The 23212-nt window shown below is 43.7% G+C and carries 20 protein-coding genes, 1 tRNA gene, 1 other RNA gene and 1 pseudogene; 6 read left to right on the top strand and 17 right to left on the bottom strand.

The window, feature by feature from the left end; translation table 11 throughout:
• Positions 1–60: 60 nt before the first annotated feature.
• The gene (locus C1A07_RS15650; RefSeq protein ID WP_101877930.1) at positions 61–1974 is read left to right on the top strand and encodes an ABC-F family ATP-binding cassette domain-containing protein; all 1914 of its coding nucleotides are present in this window, start codon (positions 61–63) and stop codon (positions 1972–1974) included.
• Here C1A07_RS15650 and C1A07_RS15645 read toward each other — a convergent pair.
• The 3 genes from C1A07_RS15645 to C1A07_RS15635 all read right to left on the bottom strand — a co-directional run bounded on the left by C1A07_RS15645 (position 1941) and on the right by C1A07_RS15635 (position 4479).
• Positions 1941–3221 (bottom strand): DNA polymerase Y family protein, encoded by a 1281-nt coding sequence (locus C1A07_RS15645; protein WP_242972337.1) that lies wholly within the window; start codon positions 3219–3221, stop codon positions 1941–1943. The genes C1A07_RS15650 and C1A07_RS15645 overlap by 34 nt on opposite strands.
• Positions 3222–3223: 2 nt before the next feature.
• Positions 3224–3505: a hypothetical protein gene (locus C1A07_RS15640; protein WP_145996067.1), complete on the bottom strand. Its 282-nt coding sequence runs from the start codon at positions 3503–3505 to the stop codon at positions 3224–3226.
• Between the two features lie 71 nt (positions 3506–3576).
• Positions 3577–4479, bottom strand: coding sequence for a hypothetical protein (locus tag C1A07_RS15635; protein ID WP_101877927.1), 903 nt, complete (start codon positions 4477–4479; stop codon positions 3577–3579).
• A 168-nt stretch (positions 4480–4647) separates the two neighbouring features.
• Between C1A07_RS15635 and C1A07_RS15630 the strand changes: the two genes are divergently transcribed.
• From C1A07_RS15630 to C1A07_RS15620, 3 genes are all read left to right on the top strand, one after another.
• Entirely contained in the window at positions 4648–4860 is a 213-nt protein-coding gene (locus tag C1A07_RS15630) for a hypothetical protein (RefSeq protein WP_101877926.1), read from the top strand.
• Positions 4861–5103: 243 nt separating this feature from the next.
• Complete coding sequence (pyrB, locus tag C1A07_RS15625) at positions 5104–6027, top strand: aspartate carbamoyltransferase (protein ID WP_101878172.1); 924 nt, start codon at positions 5104–5106, stop codon at positions 6025–6027.
• Positions 6021–6446: an aspartate carbamoyltransferase regulatory subunit gene (locus C1A07_RS15620; RefSeq protein ID WP_101877925.1), complete on the top strand. Its 426-nt coding sequence runs from the start codon at positions 6021–6023 to the stop codon at positions 6444–6446. The genes pyrB and C1A07_RS15620 overlap by 7 nt, the downstream gene beginning before the upstream one ends.
• A 160-nt stretch (positions 6447–6606) precedes the next feature.
• Here the strand turns inward: C1A07_RS15620 and C1A07_RS15615 are convergent.
• Positions 6607–6690 (bottom strand) — tRNA-Leu (locus C1A07_RS15615).
• 237 nt (positions 6691–6927) lie between these two features.
• On the opposite strand from C1A07_RS15615, the gene C1A07_RS15610 reads away from it, so the two are divergent.
• Positions 6928–7377, top strand: a complete 450-nt coding sequence (locus tag C1A07_RS15610) for a MarR family winged helix-turn-helix transcriptional regulator (RefSeq protein WP_101877924.1) — start codon at positions 6928–6930, stop codon at positions 7375–7377.
• Complete coding sequence (locus C1A07_RS15605; protein WP_101877923.1) at positions 7374–8735, top strand: MATE family efflux transporter; 1362 nt, start codon at positions 7374–7376, stop codon at positions 8733–8735. The genes C1A07_RS15610 and C1A07_RS15605 overlap by 4 nt, the downstream gene beginning before the upstream one ends.
• A gap of 152 nt (positions 8736–8887) precedes the next feature.
• Here the strand turns inward: C1A07_RS15605 and rnpB are convergent.
• The 13 genes and pseudogenes from rnpB to C1A07_RS15540 all read right to left on the bottom strand — a co-directional run.
• An RNA gene (rnpB, locus tag C1A07_RS15600) (RNase P RNA component class A) lies at positions 8888–9232 on the bottom strand.
• 28 nt (positions 9233–9260) lie between these two features.
• Positions 9261–10895 (bottom strand): peptide ABC transporter substrate-binding protein, encoded by a 1635-nt coding sequence (locus tag C1A07_RS15595; protein WP_101877922.1) that lies wholly within the window; start codon positions 10893–10895, stop codon positions 9261–9263.
• Positions 10892–12448: an ABC transporter ATP-binding protein gene (locus C1A07_RS15590; RefSeq protein ID WP_180952278.1), complete on the bottom strand. Its 1557-nt coding sequence runs from the start codon at positions 12446–12448 to the stop codon at positions 10892–10894. Before C1A07_RS15590 ends, C1A07_RS15595 begins: the two co-directional genes overlap by 4 nt.
• 50 nt (positions 12449–12498) lie before the next feature.
• Positions 12499–13407: an ABC transporter permease gene (locus tag C1A07_RS15585; protein ID WP_101877920.1), complete on the bottom strand. Its 909-nt coding sequence runs from the start codon at positions 13405–13407 to the stop codon at positions 12499–12501.
• Between the two features lies 1 nt (position 13408).
• Positions 13409–14344, bottom strand: coding sequence for an ABC transporter permease (locus C1A07_RS15580; RefSeq protein WP_101877919.1), 936 nt, complete (start codon positions 14342–14344; stop codon positions 13409–13411).
• Between the two features lie 227 nt (positions 14345–14571).
• The gene (locus C1A07_RS15575; RefSeq protein ID WP_101877918.1) at positions 14572–14868 is read right to left on the bottom strand and encodes a type II toxin-antitoxin system RelB/DinJ family antitoxin; all 297 of its coding nucleotides are present in this window, start codon (positions 14866–14868) and stop codon (positions 14572–14574) included.
• Positions 14869–15043: 175 nt separating this feature from the next.
• A complete protein-coding gene (locus C1A07_RS15570; protein ID WP_101877917.1) occupies positions 15044–16702 on the bottom strand; it encodes a nucleoside kinase in 1659 nt (552 codons plus the stop codon).
• Between the two features lie 15 nt (positions 16703–16717).
• Positions 16718–17521 (bottom strand): Nif3-like dinuclear metal center hexameric protein, encoded by an 804-nt coding sequence (locus C1A07_RS15565; protein WP_101877916.1) that lies wholly within the window; start codon positions 17519–17521, stop codon positions 16718–16720.
• Positions 17508–18212, bottom strand: coding sequence for a tRNA (adenine(22)-N(1))-methyltransferase (locus C1A07_RS15560; protein ID WP_101877915.1), 705 nt, complete (start codon positions 18210–18212; stop codon positions 17508–17510). The genes C1A07_RS15565 and C1A07_RS15560 overlap by 14 nt, the downstream gene beginning before the upstream one ends.
• A gap of 12 nt (positions 18213–18224) precedes the next feature.
• Positions 18225–19334: an RNA polymerase sigma factor RpoD gene (rpoD, locus tag C1A07_RS15555; RefSeq protein ID WP_101878171.1), complete on the bottom strand. Its 1110-nt coding sequence runs from the start codon at positions 19332–19334 to the stop codon at positions 18225–18227.
• 43 nt (positions 19335–19377) lie between these two features.
• On the bottom strand, positions 19378–21153 hold the full coding sequence (dnaG, locus tag C1A07_RS15550; protein ID WP_101877914.1) for a DNA primase: 1776 nt from the start codon (positions 21151–21153) through the stop codon (positions 19378–19380).
• 8 nt (positions 21154–21161) lie between these two features.
• The gene (locus C1A07_RS15545; protein ID WP_101877913.1) at positions 21162–22169 is read right to left on the bottom strand and encodes a deoxyguanosinetriphosphate triphosphohydrolase; all 1008 of its coding nucleotides are present in this window, start codon (positions 22167–22169) and stop codon (positions 21162–21164) included.
• Positions 22170–22282: 113 nt separating this feature from the next.
• A pseudogene (locus tag C1A07_RS15540) lies at positions 22283–23197 on the bottom strand (S8 family peptidase); the annotation flags it as partial.
• Positions 23198–23212: the final 15 nt, after the last annotated feature.

Below are 23212 nucleotides of genomic sequence, written 5' to 3'. Positions count from 1 at the left end.
CATCCTATATTATACTGGTTCTGTTTAAATGAGATAAAATGGCAAATCAGGAGGAAAACCATGATTTTATCATGTAATAAAATAAATAAGGCTTTTGGAAGCAATATGATTCTTTCCAATGTGTCTTTTCACATAGAAGATCAGGAAAAGGCGGCTGTGGTCGGTATAAACGGAGCCGGAAAATCTACTCTTCTTAAAATTATTATAGGGGAGCTGGCCGCAGACAGCGGGGACGTAATTTTAGCCAAGGGAAAAACCATAGGCTATTTGGCCCAGCATCAGGACCTTTCCAGCAGCCGCACCATTTACGACGAGCTTTTAGAGGTAAAGCGTCCGGTGATTGAAATGGAAGAAAAAATCAGAAGCCTGGAATTAGAAATGAAACATGCTTCCGGTCAGGAGTTAGAGGAGCTGCTGTCTTTGTACAGCCGCTTAAACCATCAATTTGAGTTGATTAACGGCTATGCCTGGAAAAGCGAAATTACAGGCGTTTTAAAGGGTCTGGGCTTTCAGGAGGAGGAATTTTCCAAGGAGATTTCCGCCCTTTCCGGAGGTCAGAAAACCAGAGTGTCTTTGGGAAAGCTGCTTTTAACAAAGCCGGATGTAATTATGCTGGACGAGCCTACCAACCACCTGGACATGGAGTCTATTGCCTGGCTGGAGACGTATCTTCTCAATTATCCCGGGGCTGTAATTATTGTGGCCCACGACAGGTACTTTTTAAATAAAGTAGTGGGAAAAATAGTAGAGCTGGACAATGGAAAATGTACTGTGTTCCAGGGCAATTATAATGATTACAGGGAAAAGCGGGCCATGTTAAGAGACGCCCAGATTAAGGCCTGGATGAATCAGCAGCAGGAAATCCGCAGGCAGGAAGAAGTAATTGCCAAATTAAAATCCTTTAACCGGGAAAAGTCTATACGCAGGGCGGAAAGCCGCGAGAAAATGCTGGAAAAAATTGAATTAGTAGAAAAGCCGGCGGAAATTAACGATGAAATGAAAATCACCTTAGAGCCGGATATTTTAAGCGGAAACGACGTGCTGACAGTCAGAGATTTAAGTAAATCTTACAGCAGCCAGACTTTATTCTCCCATGTGGACATGGACATTAAACGGGGGGAACGGGTGGCTATTATCGGCAACAACGGCACAGGAAAAACTACGATTCTGAAAATCATTAATAACATGATTCCCTGTGACAGCGGGGAAATCAAGCTGGGCTCTAAAGTTCACATTGGATATTATGATCAGGAGCATCAGGTGCTTCACATGGAAAAAACCTTATTTGACGAGCTGCAGGACACTTATCCTTCTATGGATAATACAAAGGTGCGAAATATTCTGGCCGCCTTTCTTTTTACAGGGGACGACGTGTTTAAGCGGATTTCCGATTTAAGCGGAGGAGAGCGCGGCCGCGTATCCCTGGCAAAGCTTATGCTTTCTGAAGCTAACTTTCTGATTCTGGACGAGCCTACCAACCACTTAGATATTACTTCTAAGGAAATCTTGGAGGATGCCTTGATAAACTATACGGGAACTGTGCTGTATGTATCTCACGACCGGTATTTTATTAATAAAACGGCTACCAGAATTTTAGATTTAACGGGACAGCGTCTTATTAATTATATTGGAGACTACGACTATTATCTGGAGAAAAAGGAGGTAATGGAGGGCCTTCACCTTTCTTCCCTGCAGGAGCAGGAAAAGAAAGAGGAGGCTTCTGAGGTTAAGCTGGACTGGAAGGCTCAAAAGGAAGAACAGGCCCGTCTGAGAAAGGTGCAGAGCCAGTTAAAAAAGGTGGAGGAGGAAATCTCTCTTTTAGAGGACAGGGACAATCAAATCGACCAGCTGTTAATTACAGAGCAGGTTTACACAGACCACCTTCAGGTACACCAGCTAAATGAAGAAAAGCAGGAAATTGCTTCCAGGTTAGAGGAACTTTATGAAAAATGGGAACAGCTGGCGGAGGAATAATCTCCGCCGGTAACTCCCTGACGCTTCTCCTTATCCAGCCCGCCTCCCATATGAGGCACCTGGCTGTTTACATATCTGGCCCGCATAATAATATCTTCCCCATACTTTTTTCTAAGACTGTCTACACATTTTTCCATAGCCTTTCTTTTTTCATCCTCCTCTTTATGAAACAAGTTTATTTGACAGTATTCTTCTCTGACTGCGTGAAAGGTACTGATTCCCAGCTGCCTTACAGGCCTCCATGTCCATATTTCTTCCAGCAGCAAAAAAGCCTTTTGGGCTATTTCCATTGTGCTGTCAGAAGGCTCTGCCAAGGTTCCCTGGCGGCTTTTAGACAAAAACTGAAAATCCACGACAGAAACTGACACAGTTCTGATTTTTACATGATCGTTCCGCAGCCGGCTTCCTATTGTTTCTGCTAAAGACAGTATATAATTCCAGGCTTCTTCTAAAGAATCAATGTCCTTCCAGGACGTCATGCTGTTTCCATACCCTCTTTGTACGGGCGCTTCTTTTAAAAACGGAGGACTGTCTATGCCGTTGGCATAATCCCAGATTGTCTCCCCCTGTTTTTTCAAATATTTTCCCAGCATCTCCCTGGAACTGCAGGCTAACTGGCCAATGGTGTGAATTCCTAGTTTCTCCAGCTTTTTTTCTGTCTGGCTGCCTACAAAAAACAGCTTTTTTACAGGCATAGGCCACATTTTTTCCTGTATTTCTTCTAAAAACATTGTGTGGCATTGATCCGGCTTTTTCATCCCTGAAGCCATTTTCGCCAGAATGCGATTAGGCCCTATTCCAATATTTACTGTAAATCCCAGTTCCTTTTTAATTCTGTTTTTCATCTCCAGAGCCGTGGCCACAGGGCTTCCCATCAGGCTTTTTGTTCCTGTCATATGGACAAACGCCTCGTCAATACTGTACTGCTCCACTATAGGACTGTAGTCCTTTAAAATTTTTATGAGAGCCTGGCTGCAGCGGACATACAGCTTGTAGTCAGGCGGCTCCACCGTCAAATCAGCGCATTTTTTTCTGGCAGACCACAAAACTTCTCCTGTAGAAATCCCCATAGCCTTGGCAGGCAAGGAGGAGGCCAGCACAATCCCTCTTCTCTCCTCCCTGCTGCCTCCTATTACAGCGGGAATCTTCCTTAAATCCCTGCTTTCTCCCAAAACCTCCTGCTTCCACACAGCTGTCCAGCTGAGAAAAGCAGAATTTACATCTACGTGAAACCAACACTGATCCATAATCATCCGTCCAGCATACGAAAGAAAAACCATTTATGGCTTTCCATATGATACCGTATTTCTGCTAATCTTACCCTGTCCTGGTCCCTGATTCTGCAGATAAAATCCATCATAGGATAACCGGCAGGCCTTATTTCTCTGGAGACTAAAACCTCCTCCACAGAAAACACCTGAAGGCAGGGTCCTCCCTCCTGCTCCCCTTCCATCCGGATTTTATATGGCTTCATCTGTCCATCAGCCAAATGAACAGAAATAACATCAATAGGCATATTGACAGCTTCCATAAACATCTCTCCTTTTAAAGCAAAAACAAACATCTGTTCTTTTCCCATTATAAAGAACAGATGTTTGCTTTTCAAGTGGAAATTCCTGGCGTTTCCTCCGCCTCCTCGGCCTCCTCTGCAGGGGCTGTATTTTCTTCTAAAAGCTCTTTCAGAACCTGAAAGCTTTCCGGAGCCTCCCTTTCTAAGTCTGCCTTTGTCTCTGCGTCCCAGTACAGGCGGCACATAGTTCCAAAATAGAACTCCGGGTCACTGGAATAATAATCAGGAATCTCAGCCATAGCCTCCACTGTAATCTGATCCCTCCAAAGGATCTCCATTTTCTCATTACCTTCCTCATAAAGGCCGCTGGCATATCCAATATATTCTCCAAATCCCTCTACTAACTCCTCCGGATCAATTACCTTCAGCTTTTTATATGTGGAATCCAGTTTATGCTTTGTGTAGTAGATGCCCATATCTGTATCCGGGGCCTCAAAATACTTCTTTTTTGTGTAAAACATAACCTGCCAGCCGTCCTCCACAAACCTTTTCATCCATTTTCCCGGAACATAATAGGCGGCGTCTGTGATCATGTCCTTCTGCTCCATGGATAAACTGTCTTCCCCAATCAGCCTTACATTATATTCCTCCTGACTATGACCGTCTTCATCTATAAATTGATCTCCTACATAAGTGTTGGCGGCCATTTCACCTGTATTATAGAAAAAATACTGCTGACCGTTAATATATTCATATCCTCCGTCTGACATTACGCCGAAATGATTAAAATAATACCAGGAGCCGCGCCAGTACAGCCAGCCTTCATAAAGCTGTCCCTCCCTGTCATAAAAATACTTTTTTCCTGTTTTCAAATCTGTGTACCAGCCAGAAGATGATTCTTCTTTTCCGCTTTCTGCTGCTCTGCAGACAACTGCAGAATATATAACTAAAAGCGCCAGCAGCCTAATCACTGCCTTCCTGCTTTTTTTCTTCATTAAACGTCCCCCTTAAATATACCGGGCTTGCCTGGATTTCTCCATGTATTTTATTATTTTACTATAGCAGGAAAAAAAAGTATAGAGTTTTCCCGGCGTATCTATTATAATACCTTATAAAATACTATTTTTGTCTTACTATTTTCTGAAGAAAGCAGGTACAATTTTATGAACGGAAAACGAATCGCCGCACTTCTCTGCGCGGCTGTAATTATGCTTTGTTATTTATCCACCCTTGTTTTCGCATTAATGGGAAGCCCTAAATCCGGCAATATGCTGATGGCGTCCCTATTCTGCACCATTGTCCTTCCCGCCGCTTTTTACGGCTATTTTATACTTTTAAAGTATATACGCCGCAAAAATCAGGATCATTTTTCCTGACAGTTTTATCCTGACGATTTTTGTAAAAAACAGTAGACAGACCTTTCTTTATGGGATATAATAGAAAAAATGTTAAGGAGGAAGTCCCATGAATCGAAAGTCTCGATTTTACAATATTCCATAAAAGCCATCGCTTTTTACAGGTTATTTTATTTCAATTTCCTGTAAACGGGATGGCTTTTCTTTTGCGCGGCTTTTGACTTTTTCCTTATCAAACCCTACAAGGAGGACATTATGACAGAAATTAGACATTTATTAAATCCCCTGGATTTTAAAGTAGATGAAATTGATCATCTGCTGAATCTGGCACATGATATTGAAGAACACAGAGAAAAATATGCTCACGTATGCGCCGGCAAAAAACTGGCCACTTTATTTTACGAACCCAGCACCAGAACACGCCTTAGCTTTGAAGCTGCAATGCTCAACCTGGGCGGCAGCATTCTGGGATTTTCTTCTGCAGACTCCAGCTCTGCGGCAAAAGGAGAAAGCGTAGCTGACACGATTCGGGTCATCTCCTGCTATGCGGATATTTGCGCTATGCGCCACCCAAAAGAGGGCGCGCCCTTAGTTGCCTCCCAGTTCTCTACGATTCCTGTTATTAACGCAGGAGACGGGGGACATCAGCATCCTACGCAGACATTAACAGACCTGCTTACTATTAAATCTTTAAAGGGACGTTTAGACAATCTGACGATCGGCCTGTGCGGAGACTTAAAATTTGGCCGCACCGTTCACTCCCTGATTAACGCTCTTGTGCGGTATTCTAACATACATTTTGTGCTCATCTCCCCCCAGGAGCTGAAAATTCCTGAATACGTAAGAGAAAAACTTATTAACACCCAGGGCGTTACTTTTACTGAGGTAAGTAATCTGGACGAGGCTCTTCCTCAGCTGGATATTCTTTATATGACCAGGGTGCAGAAGGAGCGCTTCTTTAATGAGGAAGATTACATACGTTTAAAAGATTCCTACATTCTCACAAAAGAGAAAATGAAACTGGCAAAAGAAGATATGTACATTCTTCACCCCCTTCCAAGAGTAAATGAAATCTCCGTGGAGGTGGACAAAGACCCAAGAGCAGCTTATTTTAGACAGGCTCAATATGGGGTTTACGTAAGAATGGCATTGATTATGACTTTATTGGAGGTGGACAAGCCATGTTAAATATCAGCGGATTAAGGGAGGGCATTGTGCTGGATCATATTCAGGCAGGAAAAAGTATGGATATTTATCACTACCTGGGACTTAAAAATCTGGAATGCCAGATTGCGATTATTAAAAATGCCCGCAGCAGCAAAATGGGAAGAAAAGATATTATTAAAATCGAAGGCAGTCTGGATGCCTTAGATCTGGATATTTTAGGATATGTGGACCACAATATTACAGTAAATATTATCAGGGATAATCAGATTGTAGAAAAGCGTTCCTTAAAGCTTCCTAAAACTTTAACTAATGTAATTCACTGCAAAAACCCAAGATGTATTACTTCTATTGAGCAGGAGCTGCCCCATATCTTCTATCTGGCTGACCCTGAAAGGGAAGTATACCGCTGCAAATATTGTGATGAAAAATACGGAAAATAAACAGGACGGTTTTATTTAGAAATTTTTTGAAAGCGCCGCAAAATAACCAGTCAGCTTTTCTGGTATCTTTGCAGCGCTTTTTGATTTGCAAAATGTATTTTTCTATGAATTTAAAAAAACCTGCTTCACAGACCTAAGTCTGCAAAACAGGAATTCCGCCTGCAGAAGAAGAGACTCGAACTCTCACGGTATCGCTACCACACGGACCTGAACCGTGCGCGTCTGCCAATTCCGCCACTTCTGCATATAACTGATTGTCCTTTTCTGTTCTGACAACGAATCTTATTATAAAATATTTTTCTGCTTTTGTCAACAATTTTTTCCAGATTTTCCCCCTGTTTTTCCCCGCCCTATCCTCCCGGCAAATCTTGACTTTTCTTTTAATCTGAGTATAATTGTTCTTTGTAAAATAGTTTTTTTTAGAACTAGTTTAAGGTTCTCAGACGATTCTGTCTAAAAATTTGAAAGGGAAGTGTATAAAATGGGATATACAACCGATTTTTTAATGACCCTCCGCTGCGTTATAAAATTTCACGAGGGAATGATGAAGCATGTGTGCAGCCAGTATAATCTTTCCCTGATTGAGGCCAATATTATTGCCTTTCTCCACAATAATCCGGGAAAGGATACTGCTAAGGATATTGTAGAGCTGCGTATGCTTTCTAAAGGCAATGTGTCTCAGGCTGTGGAATCTTTGATTCAAAAGTCTTTGCTGCAGCGGGCCGGGGATGCCAAGGACAGGCGGAAGGTACATTTAACTCTTCTCCCCAAGTCTGCTCCTATTACCCAAACTATTAAATCCATGCAAAGGGATTTTTATCAGGAATTATTTCAGGGAATTTCCCTGGAGGAGCAAAAACTGTTTCTGCACATAAACCGCCGTCTGATGACAAATTCTCAGACAGCTATGAAAGGAAGGGATTTACTATGAAAGATGAAAAGGATTTTTTAGGCACTCAGCCTGTAGGCAGCTTGCTGCTGCGCCTGGCCCTTCCCACTGTGGCGGCTCAGATTATTAATATGCTTTACAATATTGTAGACCGTATTTATATTGGGCATATTCCAGATACAGGGGCCCTGGCCCTTACAGGAGTGGGGGTCTGTATGCCTTTAATTATGATTGTATCTGCTTTCGCCGCTTTAGTGGGCAACGGCGGCGCTCCCAGAGCCTCTATTTTTATGGGCAGGGGAGAGAAAGCTTCTGCAGAAAAAACCTTAGGAAACTGTTTTTTCCTTCAGATTATTATATCTATTGTTTTAACTGCCGCTCTTTTAATGTGGAACAGAGATTTGCTTTTGGCCTTTGGAGCCAGCCAAAATACTGTAGAGTATGGGGTCAGCTATATGAACATTTACGCTGTAGGTACAATTTTTGTTCAGCTGACCTTGGGAATGAACGCTTTTATCACTGCCCAGGGTTTTGCCAAAACAGGGATGCTTTCTGTATTAATCGGAGCAGTGGCCAATATTATTTTAGATCCTATTTTTATATTTGGGCTGAACATGGGCGTCCAGGGAGCAGCTTTAGCCACTATTATTTCTCAGGGATTTTCCTGCGTCTGGGTTCTTTGCTTTTTATTTGGAAAGAAAACCATGCTGAAAATCAAAAAAGAAAATCTGCTCCTGCACCGCCAAATAATTTTTCCCAGCCTGGCCTTAGGACTTTCTGTTTTTATTATGCAAGCCAGTGAAAGCGTGATTTCCGTGTGCTTTAACTCCTCCCTTTTAAAATACGGAGGAGATATTGCAGTAGGCGCTATGACCATACTTACCAGCGTTATGCAGTTCGCCATGCTTCCCCTTCAGGGGTTAGGCCAGGGAGCCCAGCCGATTATCAGCTATAACTATGGAGCCAGAAACAGTGTCAGAGTGAAATCCACCTATTTTCTTCTTTTAAAATCCAGTTTAGCCTACTCTATTATTTTATGGCTGCTTGTTATGGTATTCCCCCAGGGCTTTGCGGCTATGTTTACCTCTGACCCTGCTTTGCTGGAATTTACAAAAAAAGCCCTGCGGATTTACATGGCCTGTATGTTTCTGTTCGGAATCCAGATTGCCTGCCAAATGACCTTTACCTCTCTGGGCAACGCCAAGTCCTCCATTGCAGTAGCTGTAATGAGAAAATTTGTTCTGCTGATTCCTTTGATTTATATACTGCCTGGAATCTTAAATTCTCACCAGACTACAGCCGTCTATATGGCGGAGCCTATTGCAGATTTTCTGGCTGTATCCTTTACAGCAGTATTATTTACTGTTCAGTTTAAAAAAGCTCTTTCAGAAATTCGATAAAAAATAGTAACACTCGTGAAAGACCTCGTGAACTATTTTTCATGTATCCCACGTAAGTGCCTAAAACACAGGCACTAAGTGCTCATAACAATGAAAAAAGGAACTGGAAAATACTCAAAAGACTTTCTTTGAAATATTTTCCAGCTCCTCTTTTTATGAGCAAAACGATAAGCCGGGTTATGTCGTTGAATGGTCATCTATCTAGGCCTGACGTCGCCGTCAGGCTCAAGCAGCCTACCCGGAGCAGACGGGCCGCCTTATGCTCCCTGTTCGGCCTTGCTTCAAATGGGGTTTACATGTGCCCCCTCTGTTACCAGAAGGGCGGTAGTCTCTTACACTGCCTTTCCACCCTTACCGCATAAGCGGCGGTTTATTTCTGTTGCACTGTCCCTGGAGTCGCCTCCGCCAGACGTTATCTGGCATCCTGCCCTGTGAAGCCCGGACTTTCCTCTCCCGCAGCCTTTCGTACCTGCGGCAGCGACCATTTGTCTTACTCAAAACGGTGTTATCATACCATGTTTTTGCTTATTTGTCCACCTGGTTCCAGGACAAATTTTTGAAAATTCTGTTAATTCCCACAGGATGAAACTCTGCCCCTGATATTTTACTGCTGACTAAATAAGCATAAGCTTTCTGGCACACTGGAAAAATAACAGCCTCCTCCATCACTTTTTCTTCTGCCTTTTTAAGCAGCTTCAGCCTTTCCTCCGTTTCCTCAGGGCCAAAGGCCTCCCCTGCTTTTGCTATCCATTCATCATACTCTTTATTGCTCCAGGAGCCGTAATTATAAGGAGACTGGGAGGTCCACATATCTAAAAATGCCTCTGGGTCTGAAAAATCTGCCCCCCAGCGCACCAGACCCAAATCATAATCTCCACTTGCCATTCTGGACAGCCTTACTTTTTTAGGCACAGTCTCTATTTTAATGTGAACTCCAGGCAGAGTTTTTTCTATTTCAGCCTGCAAATACTGAGCCATCAGGGAAGAAACCTCTGTATCCTCGGCTAAAAGACTGAGGGTGATCTCCTGTCCTAATTCCTTTTTAGCCTTCTCCCAGTACATAGCTGCCTTTTCCTTATCTGTTTTTAAATAACCCTTTCCTTCAGCAAAATCTGTGCCGTCCTTCCATTTTGCCAGACCAAAAGGCACAGGGCCAAAAGCTGCCTTAGACCCGTCCTTCATCACCTTCTCAGCCGCCTTTTCCTGGTCAAATGCCAGGGCTAAAGCCAGGCGAAGATTCAGATTATCTAACCCCTCCCTTTTCTGATTTGGAGAAATGTACCACAGGGAGCTGATTAAATTTACAGTGTATTCCGGATCATATTTCAGCTGATCTGCCTGCTCTCCAGTAAGAACCGCCACGTCCAGATCTCCGTTTTGATAGGCCAATAGCCCTTGCTGAGGGGCTTTTATAACCTGGTATGTAATCATCTCTGTTTCCACATTTTCTTTGTCCCAATAATTCCTATTTTTCACAAGGGCAAAGGATGTGGCCGAAGGGCTGTAGTCCTTCATTACAAAGGGACCGTTATACAAAAGGCTGTCCGGCGTTAAGCCGTAACGCTCCCCCTGCTGTTCTACAAACTGCCTTTTTACAGGGAAAAATGTGGGAAAAGCCAGCATACTTTCAAAATAAGGCACGTAATGATCTAATGTCACTTCCAGGGTCCTTTCATCTAAGGCCCTTACTCCTATATTTTCTGTGGATGTTTCCCCGCTGATTGCCATTTTACTTCCGGATATACCTGCCGCTTCCAGCAAATAAGCGTTGGAATTACCTAAGGCAGGATCTGCCGCTCTCTGCCAGCCGTACACAAAATCATCTGCCGTCACAGGGCTTCCGTCAGACCACTTACTGTCCCGTATAGTAAATATAAAGGTTTTTCCGTCCTCAGACCGCTCTGTTTTTTCCGCCATGGCATTTACTGCATTTCCCTGGCCGTCTATTGTATAAAGGCCTTCCATGATACATCCCACTACTTCTAAAGAAGCGCTGTCCATAGCCGCCTGAGCATCTAAGGTGGATATTTCTGCGTCCAGGGATAGGCGGAGATGGCGGGGCTGGTAAAAAGTAGTTTTTCTCTGGCAGCCCCACAAAAATCCTGCCCCTAATATAGCCGTCAAAATCCAAATCCGCAGACATATTCTTTTTACTTTCACCAACGCCCCTCCTTTATCAGCCTTCCCTGATGTAAAATACCGATTCTATCACAAATATGGCTTACTACAGGCAGATCATGGGATATAAATAAAACAGAAATCCCTGTTTTTTTCCTCAGATCACCTAAAACCATGGCGATTTGTTTTTGAAGCTTTGGATCTAGGGCGCTGACCCCCTCGTCCACAATAATTAATTTAGGCTCGGCGACAATGGCCCTGGCTATTCCCACTCTTTGTCTTTGGCCTCCGGAAATCTCATGGGGATAGCAGCCGGCGATTTCTTCTGACAGGCCCACTGCCTCCAATGCCTTTTTCACCTTTTGCCTTCTCTCCTCTTTTGTAGCGTACAGCTTTTGAATATCTAAGGCCTGAGCTACTAAATCCTCTACCTTTCTGGAGGGATTAAGGCTGGAAGCCGTATCCTGGAATACCATGGCCACTTTTTTGTAGTATTCTTTTTTCTCCTGTTTTTTGCTGGAAAAATTGTACTCCTTACCTTCAAATATGATTTTGCCCTGTGCAGACGGATACATAAGCATCAAGGTTTTTCCCAAGGTGGATTTTCCTGCCCCGGAGCTTCCTATCAGCCCGTAAATCTCCCCCTTTTTTATGTCCAGGCAAACTCCGTCCACTGCCTTTATCAGCTTTCCCTTTTCCTTAAAATGCTGCTTTAAATTTCTTATTTTCAGCAAAACCTCTGTACCTTGTAAGCCTTCTGCCTGAAGACTTATCTGCCCTGCCTCCATATCGAAAGCAGCCTGAAGCAGCTTTTTTGTGTAGGAGCTTTCAGGGCTTAATAATACCTGATCTGCCTTTCCCTCCTCCACAATTCTGCCTTCCTCAATAACAATCACTCTGTCCGCCTTTTTTGCCTCTTTTAAATCGTGAACAGCAAAAAGCACCGCCATGTTCTTTTCCCTGGAATATGTTTTCAGCATATTAAAAATATCCCTTTCTGTCCCTGAATCCAAAGCTGACGTAGATTCGTCGCAGATTAACAGCTTTGGATTCCCTGTTAATGCTAAAGCGATAGCGACTCTCTGCCTTTGGCCCCCTGATATTTGATGGGGATATCTTTTTCCAAAGCCTTCCTCTTTTTTCATGCCCATTTGCTCCAGCAAAGCCTCCGCAGCTAAAAAGGCCTGTTTTTTCCCTGCCTGTCCGCTGCAGATCAACCCTTCCTCCAGCTGATGTCCTACAGTTATGGACGGATCTAAAAGTCTGTCTGTTTCCTGGAAAATCATAACTGCTTTTTTTCCATAAACTTGTTTTTCCATCTGCTTTTTTCTTAAACCTGTCAGTTCCAGCTCCCCCTCCTCATCACAGAAGGAAACTGTTCCCTGAACTTTGCTTTTTTCAGGCAAAAATTGAAGCAATGCTTTTAAAAACGTAGATTTTCCGGTTCCTGAGCTGCCGATTACAGCTACGATTTCTCCTGAGTGGACATTTAAATCTATAGGGCCTATGCGCACTTCCTCCCTGCCTCCCTTTGTAGCAGGCAAAGTAACAGAAAGTCCCTTTACTGAAAGTAAAGGCGCCTGATTTTCTCTCATAGTATTCTCCCTTATCATTGGACCTTAAAACTAAATTCTATATATGTAATTTATAAAGCTGTTCTGGAATCCAGCTTGTCCCTTATGCCTTCTGCCGTCAGCTGGAATCCGGCCATAATAAAGGCCAAAACAATCACTGGCGCCGCCGCCATATAAGGGTGAATTGTAAATACTAAAAACCCGTCGTAAATCATAGTTCCCAGGGAGGCGGCCGGAGCCGGAATCCCCAACCCCATAAAAGCCAGAAATGCCTCCATAAAAATCGCATTTGGCACGGAAACTAAAGCCGCCACAGCCAGCTGGCCACCAATATTAGGCAGAATTTCTTTTGTAATCAGCCATCTGGTTCCTGCTCCCTGAGTTTTAGCCGCCAAAACATAATCCATATTTTTCACTTCCATAATTTTAGCCCTGGCAGTTCTGCTCATATTTATCCATCCTGTAAGGCCTATGGAAAGCATAACGGAAGGGATTCCAGGCCTTAAAACTACAATAAGTATTGTAGCAATTACCAAGTTGGGAATACCATTTATAATTTCCACAATTCTCTGCATAACAAAATCTATTCTGCCTCCCAGATAGCCGCTGACAGCTCCATATGCAAGGCCTAATAAAACATCAGCCGCCACAGCCAGAAGGGCCACTGTCAGAGAAATTCTGGCTCCCTCCCATGTTCTTGTAAAAATGTCTCTCCCCAGCACGTCAGTGCCAAACCAGTAATATGTATTTTTTCCTTCCTCCGACTCCTTGTATCTGTTCCTTTTCATAGTTCCTGCGGAGGTGACTACTGTCTCATGTCCGTCCAGAATCCCCAGCTTTTCTATGCCTGGAACTCTGGGCGCCATAGACTGCATGTCCAGATTCTGCTCCCAGGCAGTCCTTCCGCTAAAAACAGGCCCTGCCCACGCCAAAAAACAGATTGCCAGAAGAATGATAATCCCCGCCTTTTCTTTTTTCATCTTATTTTTCCTCCTGACAAAATCTGATTCTGGGATTCAGCCACTGAAATAAAAGATCTGAGACAAGAGAAAACCCAATATAGAGAAGGCTGTACAAAAATGCCAACGCCGCTGTCACATTATAGTCATTAGACTGTATGGCGTTTACCATTAAGCTGCCTGCCCCTGGAATGGAAAATACCTTTTCCACTGCCAGAGAACCTGTCATAATCACTGCAGCCAAAGGAGAGGCAACTGCAATCACCGGGACCATTACATTTTTTAATCCGTGAACCCAGATGCGCCGCCTAAACGGAATTCCTCTGCTAACGGCAAACATCATGTAATCTGATTCTAAAATCTCTATCATCTCAGCCCTGACCGTTCTGGCCACAGCCGCAGCCATAGGAAGGGATAATGCTGCCGCCGGCAGAACTGCCGAAAACCCAGGCTGGCCCGGACGGTATAAAATAGGAAACCATTTCATTCTGAAGCCTAGCACGTAAGAAAAAGCCAAAGCCGCCACATAAGAGGGCATACTGACGCCTAAAACAGTAATTGCCCCCACAATCCAGTCTGCAGCCTTATTTTTTTTAAGAGCCGCCCCCACTCCTATTAGTAATCCAATTCCCATTCCCGCCGTCACAGCCAGGCCTCCGATCTTTAAGGACAGCCAAAACCTGTCTGCAATCAGCTCTCCCACCGGCATATTTTTCCCAATAGAATAAGACAGGCCAAAATCGCCTGTAATCATATGACCTATATAATTAAAAAAACGTATAACAACCGGTTTGTCAAGACCGTACTCTGCTTTTAGAACAGCAATTTGAGCTGCCCCCAGCTTTTCATCATTAAAAGGCGTTCCCGGCAGAAAATCCATTAACAAAAACAGCAGCAATAAAACTGCTAAAAGGGAGACTGCCGCCACAGCCACCCTTTTTTTTACATATGTTTTCATCTTCTTATCCTTCCGCCTCCTTTTTTCATGCAGAACCTTTCATATTATACTGCAAGCCTTCTTATTGCCGATAGTATAAAAAAAACGGTGCAGCCTTATCTCTAAGGTTACATAGGTGTTCATAATATTAACTATGTTGTTGGAGGATTTTCACCATCTCAGCAGGCGTTACAATAAAATCTTTTATGGGATAGTGCTTCTGGTTTCCCGTCACAAGGTAAGAATTATCATCCCTTTCTTTCCATCCTCACCTCCGCAATCTCATCATTAATCTCCTTCAATGACATTTCTGGCACATCAGAAGCTTCCATCCGCAAGTCATTAAAAATCCCGGCTGCTTCTGTCCTTGTGATCATCTTTTCTGGAAGCGTTGTATCAAAGGGAATTCCTCTTACCATTTTTGTACGTGTAAAAAACATGCGGATAGCTGTTGGAATATCCAGTCCCAACGCTTCATATATATCCGCAACCTCGTCTCTCAGTTCTTTATCCATACGTGCCTGCACTAATGCCTGTTCAGCCATAATAATTACCTCCTGCCCAATTATTATTTAAAACAAATACATCTGTATTTATTTGTATGTATCTATAATATTTATTATATTATTTTCCATACAGCAAACCAAGCATTTTTCTAAAAAAGAAAAAATCCGGTTTTTCAGATCCTTTATTTACAATATCAAAGGCTTATTGGGAAAACTACACATTAAAACAGCTGCCGCCAATAAATTCTCTCAGCAGAGAGTTGTTGGGCACGTCTCTGCTGTCAATGCCCAGAAAATAGTCCAGGAATTTAAGCAGACGTTTGGCCTCTAAGTATTCCGGACAGTCTCTTGGAATTCCAAACAGCAAGGGCTCTGCATACTGCTTCAGCACAGCCAGCTCATACAGCAGGGAGGAATTAAACATAGCGTCCGCCTCCTCCTGGAAAGGAAAAATGTGCTTCTCCTCCCCTCTTCTGACAGAGGGCCACATTCTTATTGTATCTAAGGCCGAATTTCCTCTTGTTCTGGCGTCCCGCACCATACGTCTTAAAAGGCGTCCGTCTGTGGTGGAAACACGGTTGTGCTCGTCTATATTTAATGTAGTCAAAGCGCTGATATAAATTTTAAATTGATTATCCCTGGGCATATCGTAGGTCAGCTTGTGATTTAAGCAGTGGATTCCCTCCATTACCAGAATATCTGATTTGCCCATAGTCAAATATTCTCCTCTGTACTCTCTTCTGCCTGTTTTAAAATTATATCTGGGAAGCTCGATTCTCTTTCCCTGTAACAGCTCCGTCATGTCCCTGTTTAACACCGGCAGGTCGATACATTCTAAGGCTTCATAATCATAATTTCCATTTTCATCTCTGGGGCTGTCTTCCCGATTTACAAAATAGTCGTCCACAGACACGGGATGAGGCGTTAATCCTAAGGCCTGAAGCTGTATGGACAGCCTTCTGGAAAATGTAGTTTTCCCGGAGGAAGAGGGGCCTGCGATCATCACAATTTTTTTATCCGGCTGCTCTGCAATCGCCTGGGCCAGCTCCGCAATTTTTTTCTCCTGAAAAGCCTCCTGAATCAATATCATTTCATTGCAGCCTTTTTTAGAGATTTCTTCATTTAAATCGCCGGTGCAGGAGATTCCTCTTTTTTCTCCCCATTCTGTAGATTCCATTAAGGTGCAATAAAGCTTTTTCAAAGGCACAAATTCCGGCACCTCTGTTGGAGAGCCGAATCTGGGCAGCATCAGCATAAATCCGGCTTCATAGGGCACCAGGTCAAAATACCTTAAATACCCTGTGTCCGGCACCATGTACCCGTAATAATAATCTTCAAATCCACCCAGACAATATAAATTCACTCTGGAAACTCTCCGGTATTTAAACAGCTTTTCCTTGTCGTACATTCCGTATTTGTGGAAAGCTTCAATGGCCTGGTCTGTGTGCACGTTTTTCTTTTCAATAGGCAAACGTTTTTTAACCAGCTCCTTCATTCTTTCCTTTATTTTTTCCACCATAGCCTGATCTAATGTAAACCTGCCTCTGGCGCTGACAAAAAATCCCTGTCCCAGAGAAAATTCAATTTTTACCTTATCTACGTTTTCTTTTCCGGCCACGTCATAAAAGGCCTTCAGCATCAGCAAGGTGGCGCTTCTCTCGTATGTCTGTATGCCCGGCTTTTCCTTTCCAGTAACAAAGGTAATATTCGTTCCGTCTATGATTTCTTTTTGAAGCTCCCGCAGCTTTCCGTCTACCTTTGCCAGCAGAATATCTGAATCATACCTGCTTTGATAATCTCTGGCAGCAGTTAAAAGCCTTTCGTGATCTCCATAAACTCTTTGTTCTCCTTCTACTGTTACTTTTACAGCCATAGGCACCTCCCCTTTCTAAACCATTTTCGCCGGAAAACTTACAGGCATACAGCTAATTTCCAGCTGCCCCTGAAACTGATTTTCTAAATAAGATTTTATCATATCCATAAAAATATACTCAAGTCCATAGTGGCCTGCGTCAATTACAGCCATCTGGCAGGCTGCGCTGTCAATTCCCTGGTGATGGCTGATATCTCCTGTCACCAGAATTTTCGCTCCTGCTTCCAGGGCATTGTTTATAACGCTTCCCCCTGAGCCGGGACACACGGCCGCCAGCTGCTGTTTTCCCTTTATTTCATCTTCACCGTACACAGTGACAAAAGGCAGGCCGAACTGCTGTTTTACAAAGCCTGCCGCCTCTGACACCGTCATAACCTGAGGCAGCATTCCCACAACTCCAATTCCAAAAGGAATACCTGTTTTTTCCATAATTCCCATAGGCTCTAAAGGGCGCACATCTGTCAAACCTAATTTTTTTGCCGCCCCGTCTCCCATACAGCCTGGAGCGCTGTCAAAATTCGTATGCATAGCATAATAAGAAATATCACTTTGTATCAGCTTTAAAATTCTTCTGCTGATAAAATCCTGATCATTCACCTTTTTTAAAGGCTTAAAAATCAAGGGATGATGAGTAATCAGCATATCTGCCTGCTGCCTGATGGCTTCCTCCACCACCTGATCTGTGGCGTCTAAAGCCAGGAGAACTTTTTTCACTTCCTTGTGCTGTCTGCCTGCTAAAAGCCCTGGGTTATCCCATTCACAGGCGCAGGAAAGAGGACACAGCTCCTCCAGCTTTTCTATAATGTTACTGCATTTCATATTCTGCCTCCTGGATCTGTTTAATTTCTTCTTTTAGACTGAAAATCCTGCTGCTTCCTGTACTGTCTTTCATCTTTTCCAGTATACTTAACTTCTTTACTTTTTCTTTTTCTAAATATTCTAAAAGCACAGGATTTTTCTGTTTAATTAAAATTTCTCCGTAAAGATCGTAAACAGTCTTTGTCTCTGTGTTCTCTGCCACTGCCTCCTCCCCCTTCCAGGGACCGGCGGCAATCACTGTGTAGTATTTTCCCTCGTCAAAGAGAAAGGCTTCTTCCTCCTCACAAAAACCGTGTGTTCTTAAAAACCGTCTCACCTTATGTATTTCCGACTGGGGAGATAAAATCCATCGTTTTACAGACGGCCACATATGCTTTCCCTCTGTCAGTATTTTTATGATCAGTTCCCCTCCCATGCCTGCAATGACCACAGTATCTGCTTCCTTTGGGTAAAGTCCTGAAAGTCCGTTGCTAAGCCTGGTTTCAATTAAGTCCTCCAGTCCATACAAAACAATATGTTCCCTGGCCCGTTTTAGCGGCCCCTCCCCTACGTCCATGGCAATCGCCTTTACAGCGATTTTCTGCTGCAGCAGCCATATAGGAATGTAGCCGTGGTCAGTGCCGATATCAGCAACAATGCTTCCCTTGGGAACAAAGGAAGCAATTGTTTCTAATCTATGTGACAATTTCATTGTATTTCTCCATTAATCTAAATAGTCCTTCAGCTTCTTGCTGCGGCTGGGATGACGAAGCTTCCTCAAAGCCTTAGCCTCAATCTGACGGATTCTCTCTCTTGTAACATTAAATTCCTTTCCCACTTCCTCCAAGGTTCTGGGACGTCCGTCTACTAAACCAAATCTTAGCTTTAATACCTTCTGCTCTCTTTCTGTGAGAGTGTCTAAGACTTCCATCAGCTGCTCGTGCAGCAGGGTAAAGGTAGCTGCGTCTGCAGGCACCGCCACATGCTCGTCCTGAATAAAGTCCCCTAAGTGGCTGTCCTCTTCCTCTCCAATAGGAGTTTCCAGGGATACAGGCTCCTGAGAAATCTTCATAATTTCCCCTACCCGCTCCACAGGTATATCCATTCTGGCTGCAATTTCCTCAGGGGTAGGTTCTCTTCCCAGCTCCTGCAGCAGCTGTCTGGAGACGCGGATCAGGCGGTTAATGGTTTCCACCATATGCACAGGAATTCTGATGGTTCTGGCCTGGTCGGCAATGGAACGGGTAATTGCCTGGCGAATCCACCAGGTAGCGTAAGTGCTGAACTTGTAGCCCTTAGTGTAATCGAACTTTTCCACAGCCTTAATTAACCCTAAATTGCCTTCCTGGATCAAGTCCAAAAACTGCATCCCTCTGCCTACATACCTTTTGGCAATACTGACTACTAAACGCAGGTTGGCCTCCGCCAGGCGCTGTTTTGCCTCTTCATCCCCCAGCTCAATTCTTTTAGCCAGCTGGATTTCCTCTTCTGTGGACAAAAGCTGCACCTTTCCTATTTCTTTCAGGTACATGCGCACCGGGTCCTCCGTACTTACGCCCTCCGGAACAGACAGATCAATGTCCTCCAGATTAATATCCTCGTCCTCAATTTCATCTTCTAAAAATAAGTCCGGATCAATTTCTTCCTCCGCCGGCCTTAGTACGTCCACCCCGTTATTTTCCAAATAGTCCAGCACCTGATCCAGCTGCTCTACATCCACAGGAATTCCCTTTAACATTTCCAGAACTTCCTGCTCCTCCAAAATATTTTTCTTTTTTCTGGCCTCTGCCAGCAGCTGTTCCATCTTTCCTGTCAATTCAGTATTTTTTTCCATCATATTTCCACCCTCTCGCAGCCTTCCTAAATAAGTCTGTCCTTTATTCCAAAGAAATATGCAGACTTTCCAGAGCAGCCTGCTCCCGGATAATATTCTGCAGTTCTTCTATATTTTTTACATTGCGGCTGGCATAATCCAGACTGTTTTTCTTTACTTTCAGTACTGTTTCCGAAAATGCTTTCTTTTGTTCTTCATTTCCCAAGGACTCATTCAGGCTGGCGTTGAAAAGTGCTGCTGCATCCCTGTATTCTTCTTCGTCATTTATAAAGTGATTTAAAATCCCTGCCGGCTCCAGCTTTCCGGCGGCATGTCCTTCAAAAACCAATGCTGCCACCTTGTAATACAAAGGCTCTTTAAAGTCTTCCGCCGTAATAATTCCGTCAATCTTCTCAAACAGGCCGGGATTTTCAATCAGCCATGTAAGCAGCAGTCTTTGTGACTGTCTGATTCCGTCTTCCTTATCTTTTTTCCTGCCTCCTAAAGACTTTTTCTCTCTTTCCCGCTCTTCCATATTTTGCGGAGTAAATCCTATTTTATTTCCCAGATTGTTGACCAGTCTTTTTAAAGCTTCATATGGAATAAAAAATTCTCTGGCTACTGCCTGTATGTAATTATCTCTTTCCAAAGGCTCCTGAAACTCTAAAAGCTTTCTGGCTGTTTGATTGTGAAACTCCGTCTCCTGCTCCGGGTCGTTTCTGTCAAACTCCTTTCTGATAATATCTATTTCAAAGAGAAAGCTGTTTCTGGCATTTTCAATCCGTTTTTTAAACTCCTCTGCCCCCAGATTTTTCATAAATTCATCCGGGTCTTTATAAGGCTGCATATCTAAAACTTTTGCAGATATGCCCACCTCTTTTAAAATAGGAATGGCTCTGAGAGCGGCTTTTACTCCCGCCCCATCGCTGTCATAGGTCAAAACCACTTTATCTGTATATCTTTTCAGCAAAACTGCGTGCTGAGAAGTAAGGGCTGTGCCAAGGGAGGCCACAGCGTTAATAAAACCGGCCTGATGCATGGCGATTACATCCATATATCCTTCACATACCAGAATATATTTTTCTCTGGAGGTTCTGGCGTAATTCAGACCATATAAATTTCTTCCCTTATCAAAAATCCTGGTTTCCGGGGAATTTAAATATTTTGGCATCCCGTCCCCCATTACCCGGCCGCCAAAACCAATAACTCTGTTGTTTACATCCATAATAGGAAAAATCACCCTGTTCCAGAATTTGTCGTGGGCTCCTCTTTCCTCTATTGTCACAAGGCCTGTTTCCTTTAAAAGACTGTCCTCGTATCCCTTTGACCTGAGATACTGGTATAAATCGCTGCTGGTCTTATTGGCAAATCCCAGGCCAAACCTTTTCATAGTTTCATCACTCAGCTGTCTGTTTTTTAAATACCTGTAGCCTACCTCCCCCTGAGGTTTGTGCAGCTGATAATAAAAGTAATTGGCAGCCAGCTTGTTAATCTCCAGCAAGGAGGCTCTTAAATCGTCTCTGGCCCTGGCTTCTTTAGAAATATCCTCCTTTGGAAGTTCAATTCCCGCCCGGTCCGCCAGCATTTTTAAGGCCTCGCTGAAGCTGTAATTTTCATATTCCATTACAAAGGTAATGGCGTTTCCTCCTGCTCCGCATCCAAAACAGTAATACATTTGTTTGGAAGGAGAAACGGAAAAGGAGGGAGACTTTTCATTGTGAAACGGGCAAAGCCCAAAATAATTACTTCCCTTTTTCTGAAGTTTTACATATCCGGAAATCACATCTACGATGTCACTTCTGGTTCTTACTTCCTCTACAAGTTCTTCTGGATAATACATGGAACCTCCTACACTTTCCACGCTTTCGGTACAAATAATTCTTCAAATGTATCTATGGCGTAGCTGTCGCTCATGCCTGCAATATAATCGCATACGACTCTGGTTTTTTTCTCCCCCAGCTCATCCATGAGATAGTGGTATTCCTCCGGCAGCTGATCTATGTGAACCATATAGTACTGGTACAGGGCTACAATCAGCTGCTGTGCTTTTCCGTCCTCCGCCTTTGCGGCCGAACTTCTGTACACATTGTCAAACATCCATGTTCTCAACCCCTGCATAGCTTCCTCCATGCCTGTGGACATAGCGATTTCATTTCTGTTCAGGCTGTTTTCAATAATATCGTGAATCATAGTATTCAGCCTTTCTCTGACGCTGTGTCCCAACACATCTGTATAACAGGAGGGCAGATCTCCTTCCCGGAAAATCCTCCCCCTTATAGCGTCGTCAATATCATGGTTAATATAAGCAATTTTATCAGAAAGCCTGACGACTCCTCCCTCTAATGTAGACGGACTACCGCTGGTTCTGTGATTTAAAATTCCGTCCCGCACTTCCCACGTAAGATTTAAGCCTCTGCCTTCTTTTTCCAGAATTTCCACTACTCTGACGCTTTGTCTGTAGTGGGCAAATCCATCCTCGCAGATTTCATTTAAAATTTTCTCCCCTGTGTGGCCGAAAGGCGTGTGGCCAAGATCATGGCCAAGAGCAATGGCCTCTGTCAGGCTTTCATTCAGCCGCAAGGCCCTGGCAATCGTTCTGGCAATCTGGGATACCTCTAGGGTATGGGTAAGGCGAGTTCTGTAGTGGTCTCCCTCAGGAGCCAAAAACACCTGGGTTTTGTGTTTCAGCCTGCGGAATGCCTTACTGTGCAGAATTCTGTCCCTGTCTCTCTGATATTCCGGTCTAATGTCACAAAGGGCCTCTTTTCTGTCCCGCCCTTTTGTTTGATTGCTGAAAGAAGCATATGGACTGAGATATTCCTCCTCCCACTGCTCTGCTGCTTCCCTAATATTCATCCGCACCAATCCTCTCTCACGTGAAAAGGCCCTGTTTCTATTATATGGGCTGATAACCGATACTTATGCTTATTGTACCATAAATTTGTGAAAATTTATACTGTTTCTTCATTTTATGGCAAAATACTGTCCCTTAAACACAATACGCCGTAACCGATCTGAGGATTTGGAAAAGTATCAAAGCCCGGAATCTGTCTGGCCCCTCTCTGCAAATAAGCTTTCAGCTTCTGTCCATATAAAAAGGGATCATTTCCCTGTACAATCCCCCATTCCATCATAAGAGCACCGCTGCCGGTGACAAAAGGGGCGGCAAAAGAGGTTCCTGTAACAGCTTCATATCCTCCTCCTCTTTTAGCAGTTACAATGCCTACGCCGGGAGCCGCCAAATCCGGTTTTACCTGATCTTCTGTTCTGGTATAGCCTCTGCCGGAAAAATCTGCATATGTCTGATATGCGTCGTCGTAAGCTCCCACAGTAATTACAAGGGCCGACGTAGAAGGGATTGTCAGGGTGGTTCCAGGCACAGAGCCTAAAAACATAGTTTCCTGGTTTAAAACAGCTGCAGACGGCAGCCAGAAATCCACACGCCCCTCCACCACTTTTGCAGGGTCCAGTATAAATCTCCATATTCCTGATTCTACATAATCCTTTCTGGGAATAAAGTCAAAATATATTTCCTGAGCCAGACTGTATGGGCTGGGAAATCCATAATAAACTAAGATTTTAGTATCCCTGTATATAAACTCCTGTTTTCCCACGTGTTCCTCCAACGGCCCTAAAAGCTGTCCGGAAGGCGTCATTAAAGTAATAGAGGCCACGTCTGTAAAATATTTCCAAATCTGAACGCTGAACCCTGTTTCATAAGGGCCTACAGAAAGTTCAGCCTCCTGCCTTCTGCCTGAGGAAAGGTCTAATTCCATATGGCCGCCGGCAGCCCCCTCGTTTCCGCTGCCTGCCACAATAGACGTTCTTCCGTATCTGGATATACTATCTATAAATGTACTTAAAAGGCTGGTTCCGTCATGTGTTCATTATAACTAGGG

The organism is Lachnoclostridium edouardi (assembly GCF_900240245.1).
In the GTDB taxonomy this organism is placed as follows: domain Bacteria; phylum Bacillota; class Clostridia; order Lachnospirales; family Lachnospiraceae; genus Lachnoclostridium_A; species Lachnoclostridium_A edouardi.
The sequence above is the reverse complement of the archived record's forward strand: the minus strand, read 5'-3'. Positions and strand labels throughout refer to the sequence as shown.